Origin of the sequence: Shimia sediminis (assembly GCF_003990645.1) — a bacterium.
Lineage (GTDB): Bacteria > Pseudomonadota > Alphaproteobacteria > Rhodobacterales > Rhodobacteraceae > Shimia > Shimia sediminis.
Genome location: NZ_RYZK01000008.1, coordinates 82,140 through 97,692, shown reverse-complemented (window position 1 = coordinate 97,692; position 15,553 = coordinate 82,140). Strand labels below are relative to the sequence as shown.

General features: G+C 59.7%; 19 protein-coding genes. 7 read left to right on the top strand and 12 right to left on the bottom strand.

Going from position 1 to position 15,553, the window contains the following annotated elements:
• Positions 1–36: 36 nt before the first annotated feature.
• From EK369_RS16015 to EK369_RS15995, 5 genes are all read right to left on the bottom strand, one after another.
• A complete protein-coding gene (locus EK369_RS16015; RefSeq protein WP_127115271.1) occupies positions 37–747 on the bottom strand; it encodes an alpha/beta fold hydrolase in 711 nt (236 codons plus the stop codon).
• Between the two features lie 86 nt (positions 748–833).
• Positions 834–1,271: a VOC family protein gene (locus EK369_RS16010; protein ID WP_127115270.1), complete on the bottom strand. Its 438-nt coding sequence runs from the start codon at positions 1,269–1,271 to the stop codon at positions 834–836.
• A gap of 24 nt (positions 1,272–1,295) precedes the next feature.
• The gene (locus tag EK369_RS16005; RefSeq protein WP_235871451.1) at positions 1,296–2,258 is read right to left on the bottom strand and encodes an alpha/beta hydrolase; all 963 of its coding nucleotides are present in this window, start codon (positions 2,256–2,258) and stop codon (positions 1,296–1,298) included.
• A gap of 29 nt (positions 2,259–2,287) precedes the next feature.
• Complete coding sequence (locus EK369_RS16000) at positions 2,288–3,037, bottom strand: alpha/beta fold hydrolase (RefSeq protein ID WP_127115268.1); 750 nt, start codon at positions 3,035–3,037, stop codon at positions 2,288–2,290.
• 71 nt (positions 3,038–3,108) lie between these two features.
• Positions 3,109–3,366: a hypothetical protein gene (locus EK369_RS15995; protein ID WP_127115267.1), complete on the bottom strand. Its 258-nt coding sequence runs from the start codon at positions 3,364–3,366 to the stop codon at positions 3,109–3,111.
• Between the two features lie 281 nt (positions 3,367–3,647).
• Here EK369_RS15995 and thrS point away from each other — a divergent pair, with 281 nt between their 5' ends.
• The 6 genes from thrS (at position 3,648) to EK369_RS15965 (ending at position 8,792) form a co-directional block, all read left to right on the top strand.
• The gene (thrS, locus tag EK369_RS15990; protein WP_127115266.1) at positions 3,648–5,630 is read left to right on the top strand and encodes a threonine--tRNA ligase; all 1,983 of its coding nucleotides are present in this window, start codon (positions 3,648–3,650) and stop codon (positions 5,628–5,630) included.
• A gap of 233 nt (positions 5,631–5,863) precedes the next feature.
• Positions 5,864–6,169: a BufA1 family periplasmic bufferin-type metallophore gene (locus EK369_RS15985; protein WP_127115265.1), complete on the top strand. Its 306-nt coding sequence runs from the start codon at positions 5,864–5,866 to the stop codon at positions 6,167–6,169.
• 132 nt (positions 6,170–6,301) lie between these two features.
• Entirely contained in the window at positions 6,302–6,604 is a 303-nt protein-coding gene (locus EK369_RS15980) for a BufA1 family periplasmic bufferin-type metallophore (protein ID WP_127115264.1), read from the top strand.
• A gap of 23 nt (positions 6,605–6,627) precedes the next feature.
• A complete protein-coding gene (gene bufB / locus EK369_RS15975; protein ID WP_127115263.1) occupies positions 6,628–7,485 on the top strand; it encodes an MNIO family bufferin maturase in 858 nt (285 codons plus the stop codon).
• Positions 7,482–8,231, top strand: coding sequence for an HvfC/BufC N-terminal domain-containing protein (locus tag EK369_RS15970; protein WP_127115262.1), 750 nt, complete (start codon positions 7,482–7,484; stop codon positions 8,229–8,231). The genes bufB and EK369_RS15970 overlap by 4 nt, the downstream gene beginning before the upstream one ends.
• Before the next feature lie 9 nt (positions 8,232–8,240).
• Complete coding sequence (locus tag EK369_RS15965) at positions 8,241–8,792, top strand: DoxX family protein (protein ID WP_127115261.1); 552 nt, start codon at positions 8,241–8,243, stop codon at positions 8,790–8,792.
• On the opposite strand, the gene EK369_RS15960 is transcribed toward EK369_RS15965, so the two are convergent.
• Together EK369_RS15960 and EK369_RS15955 are read right to left on the bottom strand one after the other, a co-directional pair.
• Positions 8,781–9,149, bottom strand: coding sequence for a hypothetical protein (locus EK369_RS15960; RefSeq protein WP_127115260.1), 369 nt, complete (start codon positions 9,147–9,149; stop codon positions 8,781–8,783). The two genes, EK369_RS15965 and EK369_RS15960, sit on opposite strands and share 12 nt — an antisense overlap.
• A 52-nt stretch (positions 9,150–9,201) precedes the next feature.
• Complete coding sequence (locus EK369_RS15955) at positions 9,202–9,513, bottom strand: ArsC/Spx/MgsR family protein (RefSeq protein WP_127115259.1); 312 nt, start codon at positions 9,511–9,513, stop codon at positions 9,202–9,204.
• Between the two features lie 209 nt (positions 9,514–9,722).
• On the opposite strand from EK369_RS15955, the gene EK369_RS15950 reads away from it, so the two are divergent.
• Positions 9,723–9,929, top strand: coding sequence for a cold-shock protein (locus EK369_RS15950; protein ID WP_127115258.1), 207 nt, complete (start codon positions 9,723–9,725; stop codon positions 9,927–9,929).
• Positions 9,930–9,981: 52 nt separating this feature from the next.
• On the opposite strand, the gene EK369_RS15945 is transcribed toward EK369_RS15950, so the two are convergent.
• The 5 genes from EK369_RS15945 to EK369_RS15925 form a co-directional block, all read right to left on the bottom strand.
• Positions 9,982–10,260 (bottom strand): hypothetical protein, encoded by a 279-nt coding sequence (locus EK369_RS15945; RefSeq protein WP_164727021.1) that lies wholly within the window; start codon positions 10,258–10,260, stop codon positions 9,982–9,984.
• Between the two features lie 122 nt (positions 10,261–10,382).
• On the bottom strand, positions 10,383–10,814 hold the full coding sequence (locus tag EK369_RS15940) for a universal stress protein (protein ID WP_127115257.1): 432 nt from the start codon (positions 10,812–10,814) through the stop codon (positions 10,383–10,385).
• Positions 10,811–13,432 carry a TRAP transporter permease gene (locus EK369_RS15935; RefSeq protein WP_127115256.1) on the bottom strand — a complete coding sequence of 874 codons (2,622 nt, stop codon included), beginning with the start codon at positions 13,430–13,432 and terminating at the stop codon, positions 10,811–10,813. Before EK369_RS15935 ends, EK369_RS15940 begins: the two co-directional genes overlap by 4 nt.
• 141 nt (positions 13,433–13,573) lie before the next feature.
• Positions 13,574–14,524, bottom strand: coding sequence for a TAXI family TRAP transporter solute-binding subunit (locus EK369_RS15930; RefSeq protein WP_438672167.1), 951 nt, complete (start codon positions 14,522–14,524; stop codon positions 13,574–13,576).
• 106 nt (positions 14,525–14,630) lie between these two features.
• Positions 14,631–15,518, bottom strand: coding sequence for a MurR/RpiR family transcriptional regulator (locus tag EK369_RS15925; protein ID WP_127115254.1), 888 nt, complete (start codon positions 15,516–15,518; stop codon positions 14,631–14,633).
• Positions 15,519–15,553: the final 35 nt, after the last annotated feature.

Here is a 15,553-nt window from a genome sequence, read left to right as displayed (position 1 = left end):
CACGCAAATGAAATCAGGGGCCTTTGGGCCCCTTTTTCATTGCAGAACAAACGGTTGCTTTAACCACTCCCGCAACGCAGCCGTCACGGCGGCAGGCTGTTCAAGCGTCGGCAAATGGCCTGCATCCTCGATCATGCGCAACTCGGCATAGGGAATCAGCTCGGCCATGAACGTGTGGCGTTTGGGCGGGGTCAGCCTGTCATGCTCACCGCACAGCACCAGTGCCGGGACTTTGCAGCGCCGCAGGGTGCCCTGTTGGTCGCGGCGGCGTTGGAGCGCACGGGCCTGCCGCACAAAGGTCTCGGACCCAAGATAAAGACCCATGTCACGCACGAGCGCCAGAATCTCGTTTCGGAGCGGTCCGGGGGCCAGAAACTCGGGCCGCATGAAATCGCTCAGAACCTGTTCCAGCCGCCCTGCCCGTGCGCCCACGATCATCGGCTCATAAGCCGCTGAACTTTGGGGGGTTTCGGCCAATGGGTTGGTGTCCATCAATGCGATCCGGGTGACCCTCTCGGGTGCCCGGCGCAGGATTTCCATGGCCACGATCCCGCCCATGCTGAGCCCCGCCAGCGCAAACTTGGCAGGCAACAGGGGCAGAATATGCGAGGCGATCTCTTCGATCCGCTCGCCTTGGGTGATCGGGGCCACCGTCACCACGAACTCAGAAGACAGTTCTGCGATTTGCGGCCCAAAGAGGCGCGCGTCACACATCATTCCGGGTAAGAGAACCAGGGGTTCGCTCATCTCTCTTGCCTCTCTTGCCTCACACGGGTCGTTGCCCACCCGGTCAGTTTGGCACAGTGGCCGGTACGGTCAAGCGCGGCCACGCCTTATGACCCGGCGTAACCGGCCCAGCGAAATGCCCCTTCTGGCGACAATTCGGAGAACGGATTCCATGCGATTTCCCAGACGTGGCCGTCGGGATCGGCGAAATATCCGTGGTGGCCGCCCCAGAACACATCCTGTGCAGGTTTGAGGATTCTGGCGCCTGCCGCTTCGGCGGTGGCGAGCAAAAGCGCCACATCAGATTTCTCTCTTAAGTTGTGGGCCAGGGTCACGCCTGAAAAGCCGCCAATCTCGGACTCTGGAATGCCCATTTCTTCTGCCAAGGCCGATTTCGGGTAGAGCCCGAGGGTCTGGCCGATCAGGTCAAAGGCGATGACGCCATCCGGGCTTTCGACCCGTGTCCAGCCAAGCGCTTCGTAAAACGCGGCGCTGGTGGCCATGTCGGAAACCCCCAGTGTAATCAGGCTGACACGTTGTTCCATCACCTTATCCATAACGTTAGCTTTCTATTTTAAATTATTGATCCAGATCAGAATATTCTCAGAAGCTGTATCCGTGAACCCAGGCGAGAGAATGTCGCCTGCGATGACATGGTTATTGATGTCGTTGCCCTGTGGCAAGTCAACAACCGACAGGGACACAGCACCGCCCCATTGATTGGCAATTTCCCGCGTAACCCTGTGGTCGACAACATCATCCGCATCGGAAAACATGAACATCACCGGATGCGAGGCCGCCGCATGATCCAAGGCGCGGCTGTGCTGAACCAGCGCAGCCATCTGGAACAATCCCGCTGTCGGATAGGTTGTGGTCCAATAGGTGTCATGGCTTTCGTTCTGCCCTTTCCAACTGCGGGTTTTACCGGCCACAGAGGGCACCCAATGGCGCGCGGCAGGCAGGGTCAGCGCAAAGGCGGCGGGGTCGTTGATGCGGAAATTGGGTGAGATCATGACGATGCCCTTTACCCCTGCCATCATCTCGGGCTGCAGGGCCGCTTCGGCCATCAACGTCGCGCCGGTGGACGTTGCGATCACGATGACTTTGTCGCCGATCCGGCGGCCAACCTCCAACGCTTCGGCCACGTCATCCATCCAGTCCTGCACCAAAGCCGTTGGCATCGCCTCTCCCGGGCGACCGTGGCCCGTTAGCCGGGTGAAATGCAGGTTTGCGCCTAGGTTTGCGGCCACGTTGTCCGGCACCGGGCGAATTTCTTCCGAGGTGGCGGAAAACCCGTGCACATAGACAATCGACAAGGGCGTTTTGACACCCGGTTCCCCCAGCCAGACCACCCGCTTTTCGGTGCCTGGCGTGATGTCATCCAAGGCACCCTCCTGAGCCGCCAGATATCCATCGACATCCACCCCGATCGCGGCCGGATCAAAGTCGGGAACCACGGAAATACGCTCGTACGGGCCAAAGACCCACAGTGCAAAACCGGCCAATACCAGCAGGGCCAGAAATCGCCCCATAAAACGCCCAAATGTTCGCATTGTGTAACTTATCCCCGCTTCATGACCTTTTCGACGCTCTTTTCGATCAGGTTCAGACAATCTTCATCCGAGAAACGGTGATCCGCCCCCTTGACCAGAGTGAGGCGAATATCCTCGCCCTCAGCATGATCCAGAAGCCGCAGCGCAACAGAGGTCTCCACGGCAGTATCCTCGGTGCCCTGCAACATGCGCACCGGGAATGGCAGCGCCAGGGGGGACCGCAGAACCAGGTTTTCGCGGCCATCCTGGATCATGCGTCGTGTGATGATGTAGGGTTCCATGTAGTCCGAAGGCAGCTCGACAAAACCCACGGTATCGAGCGCCTGTTTTTCCGCGTCCGAGAACCCCGCCCAATAGCTGTCTTCGGTGAAATCCGGCGCGGCGGCAATCGTGACCATGCCAGTGATCCGGTCTGGGATGGCGCGGGCCAGCAACAGCGCCTGCCAGCCGCCCATGGACGAACCCACCACGATCAGAGGGCCAGTGGTCAGCGCATCAACTGCCGCCAGCGTGTCCTGATGCCAATCGCCGATGCAACCCTCTTCAAAGGTGCCCGAACTTTCGCCGTGGCCGGAATAGTCGAACCGCAGGAAGCATTGATCGCGTTTATGCGCCCAGGCCTCAAGATGCACGGCCTTGGTGCCTTCCATGTCGGATTTAAGACCACCCAGAAACACCACGGTCGGCCCCTTTGAGCCGCTTTTGTGATAGGCGATACGGCGCCCTTGCGGGCTCTCGAAGAATTGCGTCTGGCTCATGGTGGCCCCCGTGCGTGATCTGTGACGTTGATCGTCAATAGACCCGGCCCGGCCGCGCGCTTCAAGGGGTCTCAGGCGCCGACAGACATGCCCCCGGACGAGCGACCGTAGCTTTTTCGGGAATTCAGCCGTCCCAGAAGCTCTTGTATCTGGGTCATGGTGTCATTGACCCGCCGCGCCTTGTCGCAGTTCTGCACACCTTCGATGGCGGCTTTCAACTCGTGGGACATCTGGTTCTGGGACAAAACCTCCTGGGTTTGTAACAGGGCCGTTGCAATGAGATCCATGTCTTCATTCGTCAGATCGAGATCTGAATTCGGGCGGGTCATAGGAAAACTCCTCGGGGTATGACCATTTCGCTTAACGTTCCACAGCGTTGCCGCAACGGAACCTTGGATGCAACATTTTTTTCATATTTTTCAAATATTTATGGGTATACCCGCGCGTACGAACGCATACCTTTGCACACAATGCCTGTGCCGGGTGTGTCGTGTTCCGCGGTGCCATGGCGTCTTGACTTGCCCTGGAATTGGGCGCACAACCGCGCACGAACCACATACCCGCAACCGGGCGTCCCGTAGGCGCCAAACTGACGAGGAGCTATAGGCACATGGCCGATATTTCCCTTACATTTCCCGATGGCAACGCACGTTCTTACGAAGGTGGTGTTACCCCTGCCGAGGTCGCAGCCTCGATCTCAAGCTCGCTTGGCAAAAAAGCGATCTCAGCCACTGTTGATGGCAAGCACTGGGACCTGCAATGGCCCATCAACGCCGACGCCAGCATCGCGATCAACACGCTGAAAGACAGCGACGCCGAAGCGCTTGAGCTGATCCGCCACGACTGCGCCCATATCATGGCGCGCGCGGTGCAGGAAATCTGGCCCGACGTCAAAGTCACCATCGGCCCGGTGATCGAGAACGGCTGGTACTATGACTTTGACCGCGCCGAACCGTTCACGCCCGAAGATCTGGGCGCGATCGAGAAAAAGATGAAAGAGATCATCAACCGCCGCGATCCCGTGACCACCGAAATCTGGGAACGTGACCGCGCGGTGGCTTTCTACGAGGCCAACAACGAGCCCTACAAAGTCGAACTGATCGAAGCCATCCCCGGCGACGAACCGCTGCGCATGTACTGGCATGGCCACTGGCAGGATCTGTGCCGTGGCCCGCACCTGCAGCACACCGGTCAGGTGCCTGCCGACGCCTTCAAGCTGATGCGCGTCTCGGGCGCCTATTGGCGGGGTGACAGCAAGAACCAGATGCTGCAGCGGATTTACGGCGTCGCCTTCAAGAACAAGGAAGACCTCAAGAAACACCTGCACTTCCTCGAAGAGGCCGAGAAACGCGACCACCGCAAGCTGGGCCGCGAGATGGACCTGTTCCACATGCAGGAAGAGGCCCCCGGTCAGGTCTTCTGGCACCCGAACGGCTGGAGCATCTATACGCAGCTGCAGGATTACATGCGCCGCAAACAGCGCAAGGGCGGGTATAAAGAGATCAACACCCCACAGGTGGTCGACCGCAAACTGTGGGAAGCCTCGGGGCATTGGGACAAATACCAGCACCACATGTTCATTGTTGAGGTCGACGAAAGCCGTGATGGCGAGAATGACGACGCCAGCGCCAAGAGCCGCGAGCATACGCGCATCAACGCGCTGAAGCCGATGAACTGCCCCTGTCACGTGCAGGTGTTCAATCAGGGTCTGAAATCCTATCGCGACCTGCCCCTACGGCTGGCTGAATTCGGGTCCTGCGCACGGTTTGAACCCTCGGGCGCGCTGCACGGCATCATGCGTGTGCGTGGCTTTACGCAGGACGATGCGCATATCTTCTGCACCGAAGAGCAGATTCAGGATGAATGCGCCAAGTTCATCGATTTCCTCGCGGACGTCTATAAAGAGCTCGGCTTTCCCGAGTTCGAGATCAAGTTCGCCACCCGCCCTGAAAAGCGTGTTGGCTCGGACGAGAGCTGGGATTACGTCGAAGGCGCGCTGGAGAACGCGATCAAGGCCGTGGGCCGTGACTATACGCTAGAGCCGGGTGACGGCGCGTTCTACGGGCCAAAGCTGGACTTTTACCTGACGGACGCCATTGGCCGGGTCTGGCAATGTGGCACCTTCCAGGTCGACCCCAACCTGCCCGAGCGACTGGATGCCACCTATATTGCGGCGGATGGTGACAAGCACCGCCCCTATATGTTGCACCGCGCCTGCCTGGGATCGTTTGAGCGCTTTATCGGCATCCTGATTGAAAACTGGGAAGGCAAGCTGCCGTTCTGGCTGGCCCCGCGTCAGGTGGTTGTGGCGTCCATTGTGTCGGATGCGGATGACTATTGCCTTGAGGTGACCGAAGCGCTGAAAGCCGTTGGCGTGCGCGCCGAGGCCGACCTGCGCAATGAAAAGATCAACTACAAGGTCCGCGAACACTCGGTCGGCAAGGTGCCGGTGATCCTTGCCATTGGGAAGAAAGAGGTCGAAGAGCGCACCGTTTCGACCCGCCGCTTGGGTGAGAAGCAAAGCAAAGTCCAGACATTGGACGAAATCGTGAGCCAACTCGCGGCCGAGGCGACACCGCCTGACCTCGCGTAACATCGATTGCAACAAATCGCGGGCGCGCATCGGAATTCCGGGCGCGCCCGTTTCGTTTTCGAAACATTTGCCGCCCTCCAGCGCTGGAATCTTCACGAAACCGTCACGTGCCCTGACGCGCCCGTGATACACGCCCCCGTGATTGGTACGTGTGGGTTCTCCCGGCTTAGGTTTTGTTCATGCCACCCGGATCGGTGGCCCGAATGACAAACCTAACTAGGGAAGAGAACATCATGTCGAAGACCGTAAAAACCCTCGCAGTTGCCAGCGCCGTCGCCGCAGCCCTGACCGCCGTCAGCCACACCGAAGCCACCGCGGCTGGCAAGGAAAAATGCTATGGCGTTTCGATGGCCGGCAAGAATGACTGCGCCGCTGGCCCCGGCACCACCTGCGCAGGCACCTCGACCGTGGACTATCAGGGCAACGCCTGGACCCTGGTTGATGCAGGCACCTGCATGGAGATCGAACTGCCCGCACAGGCCGATGGCTCGATGCGCAAAGGATCGCTGGAAGCGCTCGAGCGTGACCTGCCGGCATAAGCCGACATTATCCCCGGCGTGGTTTTCGCGCCGGGGACCTCTTGCCCCCGATCAGATACCCCATGCTATGTTGGGCCATTAACCAGTAAAGTTTCGTTAAAAGCTCTGACGTATAAGGGAAAGGGAGTGCCCATGTCTGATCGGATGAAAGCCGTCACAATGGCCAGCGCAGTTGCCGCGGCCCTGATGATGCAAACTTCTGCGGCAGAGGCCGCGAAGAAAGAGAAATGTTTTGGCGTCGCCAAGGCCGGACAGAACGGCTGTGCCGCAGGGCCCGGAACCACATGTGCGGGCACCTCCACTGTGGATTACCAGGGCAACGCCTGGGCCTTGGTGGATGAGGGCACCTGCCTGGAAATCGCCCTGCCGGATATGGCGGATGGCACGCCCCGCGAACCCGCGCTCGAGGCGATGGACCGCGACCTGCCCAGTTGACACCAAGGATCAAAAAGCCCCCCATGTTTGACGAGACGTCCCGTTTCCCCGATCTGCCAAACGCCCCCGGCGTTGGTTATAAACCTCAGCATTTTCAGAACATTATGGATGATGCGGGGGTTGTGGGCTGGTTGGAAATCCACGCCGAGAACTACATGGGAGCTGGCGGGCGTCCGCTGGCACAGCTGCGCCATCTGGCCGAACGGTTTCCTGTCTCGGTGCATGGCGTTGGCCTGTCCATCGGAGGCGAAGGCGCGTTGGATGCCGAGCATCTGAAGCGTCTGAAGCACCTGGTGGACTGGCTGAACCCCACCGTGTTTTCCGAGCATCTGGCCTGGTCGAGCCACGAGAACGCCTTTCTCAACGACCTCTTGCCCCTGCCCTATACAAACGACACCCTGACGCGCGTGGCCGATCACATCGACCAGCTGCAAGAGGTGATCGGGCGGCAAATGATGCTCGAAAACCCCTCAAGCTATCTGGCCTTTGCCGAAAGCACCTGGGCCGAGCCGGATTTCCTGCGCGAGGTGGCCAGGCGCACGGGCTGTGGCCTTTTGCTGGATGTGAACAACGTCTTTGTCTCTGCCACCAACCTGACCTATGATCCGCGTGACTATATCGCCGCCTACCCTCTTGATCTGGTGGGGGAAATCCACCTTGGCGGCCATGACGAAGACACCGATGACCATGGCGCGCCCCTGCTGATCGACAGCCACGGCAAACCCGTGGTTGATCCGGTCTGGGCGCTGTTGGATCACACGCTGGCCCTATCCGGCCCGCGCCCGATCCTGATCGAATGGGACAATGACGTGCCCGACTGGCCGGAACTGGAATCTGAGGCCGCGCGTGCCGCCGCCGCTCTGGCCAAGGTGCCCGCATGACCGTGACCCAGACCGAGTTTCGCACCGCACTCTTGGATGGAGCACAGCCCACCCCCGAGGGGTTGCGCAATGCCGATGGCAGGGCCGCAGGGCGACGCTTCGACGTCTATCGCAACAATGTGGCGGTGTCGCTGACCGAAGCCTTGGAGACCGGCTTTCCGGTGATCCGAAAACTGCTGGGCGAAGAGAATTTCAAAGGTATCACCGGCATTTACCTACGTCAGTCCCCACCCGAAAGCCCGGTGATGATGTACTACGGCGCCAGCTTTCCCGACTTTCTGCGCGGGTTTGAGCCGTTGAAACACATTGGCTATCTCGGGGATGTGGCGGCGTTGGAAATGGCGCTGCGCCGGTCTTATCACGCCGCAGATGCCGAGGCTGCTGGCGGCGATGTGCTTGCACGGGTGCCCCCTGAACAGCTGGAGCAGGTACGTTTGCAGTTTGCCCCCTCGGTCGAGGTGCTGTCCTCGCCCTGGCCCATCCACGACATCTGGCGGTTCAATATGGTGGACGGCGCCGACAAGCCGCGTGCCGAGGCCCAGGATGTTCTGGTGACCCGGCCCGAGTTCGACCCGGAACTGCACCTGATGCCGACCGGTGGCGGGGCGTTTGTCACCGCTCTGATGGCGGGTGCGCCGCTGGGTCAGGCGGCCGCACAGGCCACGACCATCGCGCCGGATTTTGACCTTGGCGGGTGCCTTGCGCTCTTGCTGACAGGTCATGCGATTACCACTGCAACGACCTGAGGAACTCTCATGAACGCCTTGATTTCACTCCACAACTCAGTCTTTTCAAGGCTCGAGCGCGCCGATTGGCTGGCGCCGACGCTGGCGCGGTTTGTCTTTGCCGCGGTGCTGTTGGCCTACTACTGGAACTCCGGTGTGACCAAACTGGGGGATGGCGTTCTCGGCATCCTGCAACCGTCAACCGGGGCCTATGTACAGATTTTCCCGCGCGTGTTCGAGGCGGCAGGCTATGACACCTCGCAACTGTCGATCTTTCATTGGGCGGTGGTTGTCGCGGGCACCTGGGCCGAGTTCATTCTGCCCTTGCTGATCGTGGTTGGTCTGTTTTCCCGACTCGCCGCCCTTGGCATGATTGGCTTTGTGGTCATGCAATCGCTCACCGATATCGTCGGCCACCATGCCGATCCTGCCACCATCGGGGCCTGGTTCGACCGGATCGAAAACAGCGCCATCATGGATCAGCGCGCGCTCTGGATTTTTGTTTTGCTGGTGATCGTCATCAAGGGCGCAGGGCCGCTGTCCGTGGACCGTATCCTGCGCCGCCGCGCCTCAGAAATGTGATTTCGGCTCGTCCGGTTTCCCGGCGGCAATCGCAAGAATGCCGCCCAGACCGGCAAAGGAAATCGGGAACATGGTGAAAACACCAAAACCAAAGGCGGCGTACATGCCGATGGCCGAGAGGATCAGCAATATGCCGCCCCACAAGGCCCGCGACCGCGCCATGGCGCCCCCTGCGATGGCCAAGAGCGGCGACAACAGACCGGCCGCACGCACGAGCTGCTGATTTTCGACAAAGCCAAAGGTTTCGCCCACCTGTTCGTATTGTGTGGTCAGCTCGGTATAGCCCCAGCTGAAAAACCCGATGATCATGCCGACAATCCCGGCGATGATCCCCAATGTCAGGGCTGCGTTGCGCATCTACTCGTCCTCATTAACTCTTGTCGCATAGCACATAGGCAAGGTTCGCTCCTTATCCAAGAGCTTCCTGCACGTCCTTGCCCCACCCGAGGTAGAGGCGATCCCCGGTATCGATCAGCGGTCGTTTCATCAAAGCCGGATAATCCGCCAAGAGACCTAGAGGTGGCCGCGCGCGTTGGGCTTCATCCAATCCCCGCCACGTTGTTGAACGCGTATTGAGCAAACTGCCGCCGAATTCAGCATAAGCGCGCGCCATAAGGTCGGCGGGCACACTGTCGGCCCGGACATCAACCATCGTGGCATTTTCCAAAGATTTCAGCGCCTTGCGGCAGGTGTCGCAGTTTTTCAGGCCATACAGCTTCATCAGCCTCTCCCCATTTGCCAAAATAATGCATCCTGATGTCAGTTTTCTGACTCGGTTTTGCTTGCTTTTTACATATCCCGTGCAATCCTTCGACCCAGCATTTTATTTCAGGCGTCCGTTGAGGACATTTCTTTACGGGCATTTGGGATCAGGTGTGGTCCCGGTTTCAATTCAGGCCGGGGCGGAAAGACATTATAAGGAGACGCGGTATGGCACGTGGTACCGTCAAGTGGTTCAACACCACAAAAGGTTATGGATTTATTGCGCCGGATGATGGCGGCAAAGATGTGTTTGTGCATATTTCGGCGGTTGAACGCGCGGGGCTGACAGGGCTCGCCGACGATCAAAAGGTCGAGTTTGAGCTGATCGAAGGCCGTGATGGCCGCCAGATGGCGGGCGATCTCAAGGCCCTCTGACCAATCCCCCCTGAAACAGATCGGGGCGCGGTGTTGCGCCCCCTTCAGTGTCTCAGCTGCAGCCCTTGGTGCCCGCCGGGCAGCTTTGCGGTGCGCTGTAGCTGGCTGGCGTATAGCTGGCATTGGGTTTGCCACAGCAGATCACGCCGCCCACCACAACCGGCTGATACCCGGTCTGGCAGTAGTTGGTGCTGGCTGGATAGGCTTGGATCAGAACCCCCTCGGGCTGATTAACCGGACCGATCTGTGGGGCGTTGCTGCTCCAGGTCTGGGCCGAAGCCGGGGCGGCCAGCGCCATTGCGACGGCCAGTGCGGAAAATAGTTTCGTCATGCGGGGCCCACCTTTTCTGGATCGGGAAATACCGTTAACTCCCTGAAAATACGGGGCCTGTGGGCCCACTGTCAATTTCCAGAATGGAAACGGATTGTTTTTAATTCGACAACAGTCCCGGCTCAGCGCACCACATGCACCGAGCAGGAGGAATGGCGCACCACCCGCGCTGCGTTTGGCCCCAGCAGGTAATCACGCAGCTCGGGTGTATGCGAGCCGATCACGATCATGTCCGCCCCGGCCTTTTCCGCCACGTCGAGAACCTGTTGATAGGCGGTGCCCGTGGCCACCACATGCCGCACCTTGGCGTTCAGCTCGGGCCCAAAGGCCTCTTCGCAGAGCGCCACCAGCGCCTCTTGGGCGTGTTTCGTGGCCTCATCGTGATAATCGGGCTTAAAGAACCCCGACACCCAGCCCTCGCCAAAGTCGGGGATCACCGTCACCACATCCAGCCGCGCGCCATCCAGTTCGGCCAGTTGCGCGGCACGTTTCAGCACCGGAAGGTCGTGATTGCCATTGCTGATATCGACAGCGCAGAGAATGGAATTGCTCATGCCGGTTCTCCTTGTGGGTCTTCGTGTTTCGGGGCACGCCGACGTTGCAACATGGCGATCAGGGCCAACAGCAACAGCGCCGGGATAAAGATCAGCTCTTTCGGCGGCTGGCTCGAGGGGGCCTGGATGGTCGCGATATGCACCGCGTCATCGGCGTAAAAGTCAAAGCTCTCCAGGTTGGCCGACACCGGCGAGCCGAACATCGGCTCATCCAGTTTGACCATGCCATCCTCTTCCAGCAGCAACAGGCCAAAGGCCTCGACCCGTGCGGCCCCGTCCGCCTCGTCGCCAACGCTCAGCACCAGGGTGGTTTCCTTCATGTTGCCGGTATCAAAGTCCGGCCCCGCCACGGTCAGGCGCATCTCGGCACCCGGCGCAGCATCCCCCACAGCCTGTACAAAGGCCGCCGGTTCAATGGCCTCAAAGGGTGGCGCAATGCGGTTCATGAAGAAATCCGGCCGGAACAGCGCAAAGGCGATCAGGATCAGCGCAACGCTCTCGTAGATCCGGTTGCGGGTGAGGAAATAACCCATGGTGCCCGCGGTAAAGACAAGGATCGCGATGGTCGCGGATATCGCCACCAATATGCCTCCGAGCCATCCGACATCGATCAGCAACAGATCGGTGTTGAAGATGAACACAAACGGCAGCGCCACGGTGCGCAGGCTGTAAAAGAACGCCGTAAAGCCGGTGCGGATCGCGTCCCCGCCCGACACGGCAGCCGCCGCAAAGCTGGCCAGCCCCACCGGCGGTGTCACGTCGGCCATGATGCCGAAGTAGAACACAAAGAGGTGCACGGCGATCAGCGGCACGATCAGGCCCGATTGCGCGCCCAGTTCCACGACCACACCCGCCATCAGCGAACTGACCACGATATAGTTCGCCGTGGTCGGCAGGCCCATGCCGAGGATCAGGCTCAGCAAGCCCACCATGACCAGCATCAGGATCAGGTTGCCGCCCGACAGGAATTCGACAAGGTCAGCCATGACCTGCCCCACCCCGGTCAGCGTCACCGTGCCCACGATCACACCCGCCGTCGCCGTGGCCAGGGCGATACCGATCATGTTACGCGCGCCGTCAATCAACCCGTTCCACAGGTCACGCACCCCGTCCATGGCCGCATTGGCCATCTCGCTCTGACCGCGGAACATCGCCTTGAGCGGCTTTTGCGTCAGCAGGATCACGAACAACAGCGAGGTCGCCCAAAAGGCCGAGAGACCCGGCGATTTCTGTTCGATCATCAGGAAGTAGACCAGCACGATGATCGGCAAGAGGTAATGCAGACCGGCCTTGTAGATCTCACCCACCACGGGCAGCTCAACCTCTTTGGCGTTGGGATCATCCGGCACAAGGTCATCCACCCCGGCGGCCAGTTTCAGCAGCGCCACATAGGCCAGGACAACCAGCACGGACAGGGTCAGACCCGATGCGCCCGGCATCATGGCAATGACCCAGCCCACCGGGTATTGCACGCCATAGCAAAGCCCCGCGAACCCGGCAAAGAACAGCGCCATGCCGCCGATGGTCTTGCCCATCGACACCACGCGGTTGCCCAAAGTGGGCATGTTCCGTTTCACCGCTTCAAGGTGTACGATATAGACCAGCGCGATGTAAGAGATCGCCGCAGGCAGAAAGGCGTGGGTGATCACCTCGACATAAGAAATGCCGACGTATTCCACCATCAGAAAGGCCGCAGCCCCCATGACCGGCGGCATGATCTGGCCGTTGACTGACGAGGCCACCTCGACCGATCCGGCCTGCTCGCTGGTAAAGCCCACGCGTTTCATCAAAGGGATGGTAAAGGTGCCGGTGGTCACCACGTTGGCAATCGACGAGCCCGAGATCAGGCCAGTGGCGGCCGAGCCGACCACGGCAGCCTTGGCCGGACCACCGCGCAGGTGGCCAAGTGCGCCAAAGGCCATCTTGATAAAGTAGTTCCCGGCGCCTGCCTTATCCAGAAGCGCGCCAAACAGAACGAAAAGAAAGACAAACTTGGTCGACACGCCCAAGGCGATGCCAAACACGCCCTCAGAGGTGATCCACATGTGGCTCATCGCCTTTTTCAGGCTGGCACCTTTCCAGCGGATCACTTCGGGCACCCACCCGGATGAGCCGAAGAAAACATAGGCCAGAAAGATCGTGGCGATGATCGCCATGGCAGGCCCCAACGCGCGGCGTGCGGCCTCGAACAACAGGATCAGGCCGATCAGAGCGACCCACTTGTCGGTATTGTCCGCCAGACCGCCCGCATCGACGATCTTCTGGTAAAAGAAATACCCATATAGCGCGATCCCGGCCGCTACGATGCCCATGATCCAGTCCTGGATCGGGATATAGTGGCGCGGGCTTGTGCGCAGGGCCGGATAGGCCGAATAGGCCAGGAACAGCGCAAAGGCGAGATGGATCTGGCGCGAATTGTTGATCACGCTGCCGGGCAGCAGAAGATTAGCCAAAGGCGAGGCCAGCACCACCTGAAACACCGACCAGATCACCGCCACAATGGCGAGAAACAGGCCCACGTTGCCTGCGGGGTCACGCGCCCCGGCATCAGAAGAGGCAACAAGTTCCTGGAGTTCTTCTTCACTTAGCGGACGATTGCCCTGTTGTTCAGCGGCCATGTCTCATCTCCCTTTGGGGCCCCGTCTTTGATCTGCGCGGCCTCTGGTCTTCCCGGTTTTCCGGGTGGCAAACGAGGCGCCCCGGGGGACGCCTCGTTCAATGTCATGCGTTGTCAGACATCGTCAGTCACGCGGACCGGATCAGTTCATCCAGCCTTTTTCCTTGTAGTACTTGGCCGCACCCGCATGCAGCGGCGCCGACAGGCCATCCGCAATCATTTCCTCGGGCTTGAGGTTGGCAAAGGCCGGGTGCAGTTTCTTGAAGGCGTCAAAGTTCTCGAAGACCGAGCTGACAACCGCGTAGACCGCCTCATCCGAGACATCCGACGAGGTCACAAAGGTCGCGCCCACACCAAAGGTCATCGTGTCATTGTCGCTGCCGCGATACATGCCGCCGGGGATGGTGGCGGTGCGGTAGAAGTCGTTGTCATCCACCAGCTTGGTCACCGCGTCACCCGACACGTTCACCAGAACCGAGTCGCAGGCCGTGGTCGCTTCCTGGATCGAGCCCGAGGGGTGACCAACGGTGTAGACCATCGCGTCAATCTGGTTGTCGCACAGGGCCGCCGACTGCTCTGCAGCCTTCAGCTCGGTGGCCAGAGCAAAATCGCCGGTGGTCCAGCCCATCGCACCCAGCAGCACTTCCATGGTGCCGCGCTGACCGGATCCGGGGTTGCCGATGTTCACGCGCTTGCCTTTGAGGTCTTCAAAGGACGAAATGCCGGCATCTGCCCGCGCCACAACGGTAAAGGGTTCCGGGTGCACCGAGAAAACCGCGCGCAGTTTCTCGAACTTGCCCTTGTCTTCAAACTTCGAGGTGCCGTTATAGGCGTGGTACTGCCAGTCCGACTGGGCCACACCAAATTCCAGCTCGCCTTCGCGGATGGTGTTGATGTTGTAGACCGAACCGCCGGTCGATTCGACCGAGCAGCGTACGCCGTGTTCCTTGCGGCCCTTGTTCACCAGACGGCAAATCGCGCCACCGGTCGGGTAATACACGCCGGTTACACCACCGGTGCCGATGGTCACGAACTGCTGTTCAGCAAAGCTCATACCACCCGCAGTCATGGTCACGGACGCAACAACGCCCATGAGGGCTTTTGAAAAAGTCATAATGTTCTCCCACTATTCAAACGCGTTTCTCACGCTTTTTGATTTGCACAGGGTCGCGAATGTTTTTCCGACTGTCACCCAAAAACTAATGTTTTTTTGGCGCGATCCAGTAGGCGTTGTTGTCTCTGCGCAGATCCTCATAAGATTTGATTCGCGCCCGGGCGTCGTCTCCGCCCAGTTTCATCAGCATGGCCAGGAGGTTCTCAATCAATGCCATGGCCCCGGAAAAGCAGCCAAAATCATGTGTCGAGATCACCGACGCCACCATTGTTTCATGTGCTGTAAACTCGGATGAAATCACGTCGCTGTCGGAAATCATGATCAGCTTGACGCCCTTTTTCAAAGCGAATTTGCAGGCCTCGATGGTCTCGCGCGAATAGGGTGTAAAGCTGATCGCAATCATCACGTCGCGGTCACTGGCATAGTTCAGCTCGTCAATCGCGCTGTTCATGTGGCGGGGTATTAATTGCAATGATGGCAAGGCCATACGCCCCACGTAGTGAAAGTAATAGGCCAAAGCATAGCTCGCCCGGACTGCCGTCAGATAGACATTCTCTGCCCCCAGCAGCATCTCGGCGACCCGCGCCATCTGCTCCGGGGTCTGGCGTTCCAGCGAGCGTTCGACAATCGCAAGCGTGTTCATGGTGGCATCCGCCTGCACCTGCCCCAGTTCCCCCTTTTCACGCAGGCTTTCGATCCAGGCAGGGCGTTCGGTCAGCGCGGTTGACGACACCAGCGCATGACGAAACGGCTCGCGCAGCTCGTCATAGCTGGCAAAACCGATGCGTTCGGCCATGCGCACCAGCGTGTAGGTGCTGACATCACACTTGCGCGCCGTCTTGCGGATCGGGTCAAGACCAAAGTCCGAAGGGTGGTCCACGATGTACTTGGCCACAGTCCGCAACCGAGGGGACAGCTCGGGCAGCATGGCCTTAAGCTTTGAAATCGTTTTTATTTTCAGCGTCGGGTCCATGTCGAATCGGGTCCTGTCGGGATAGCCTGATTCAA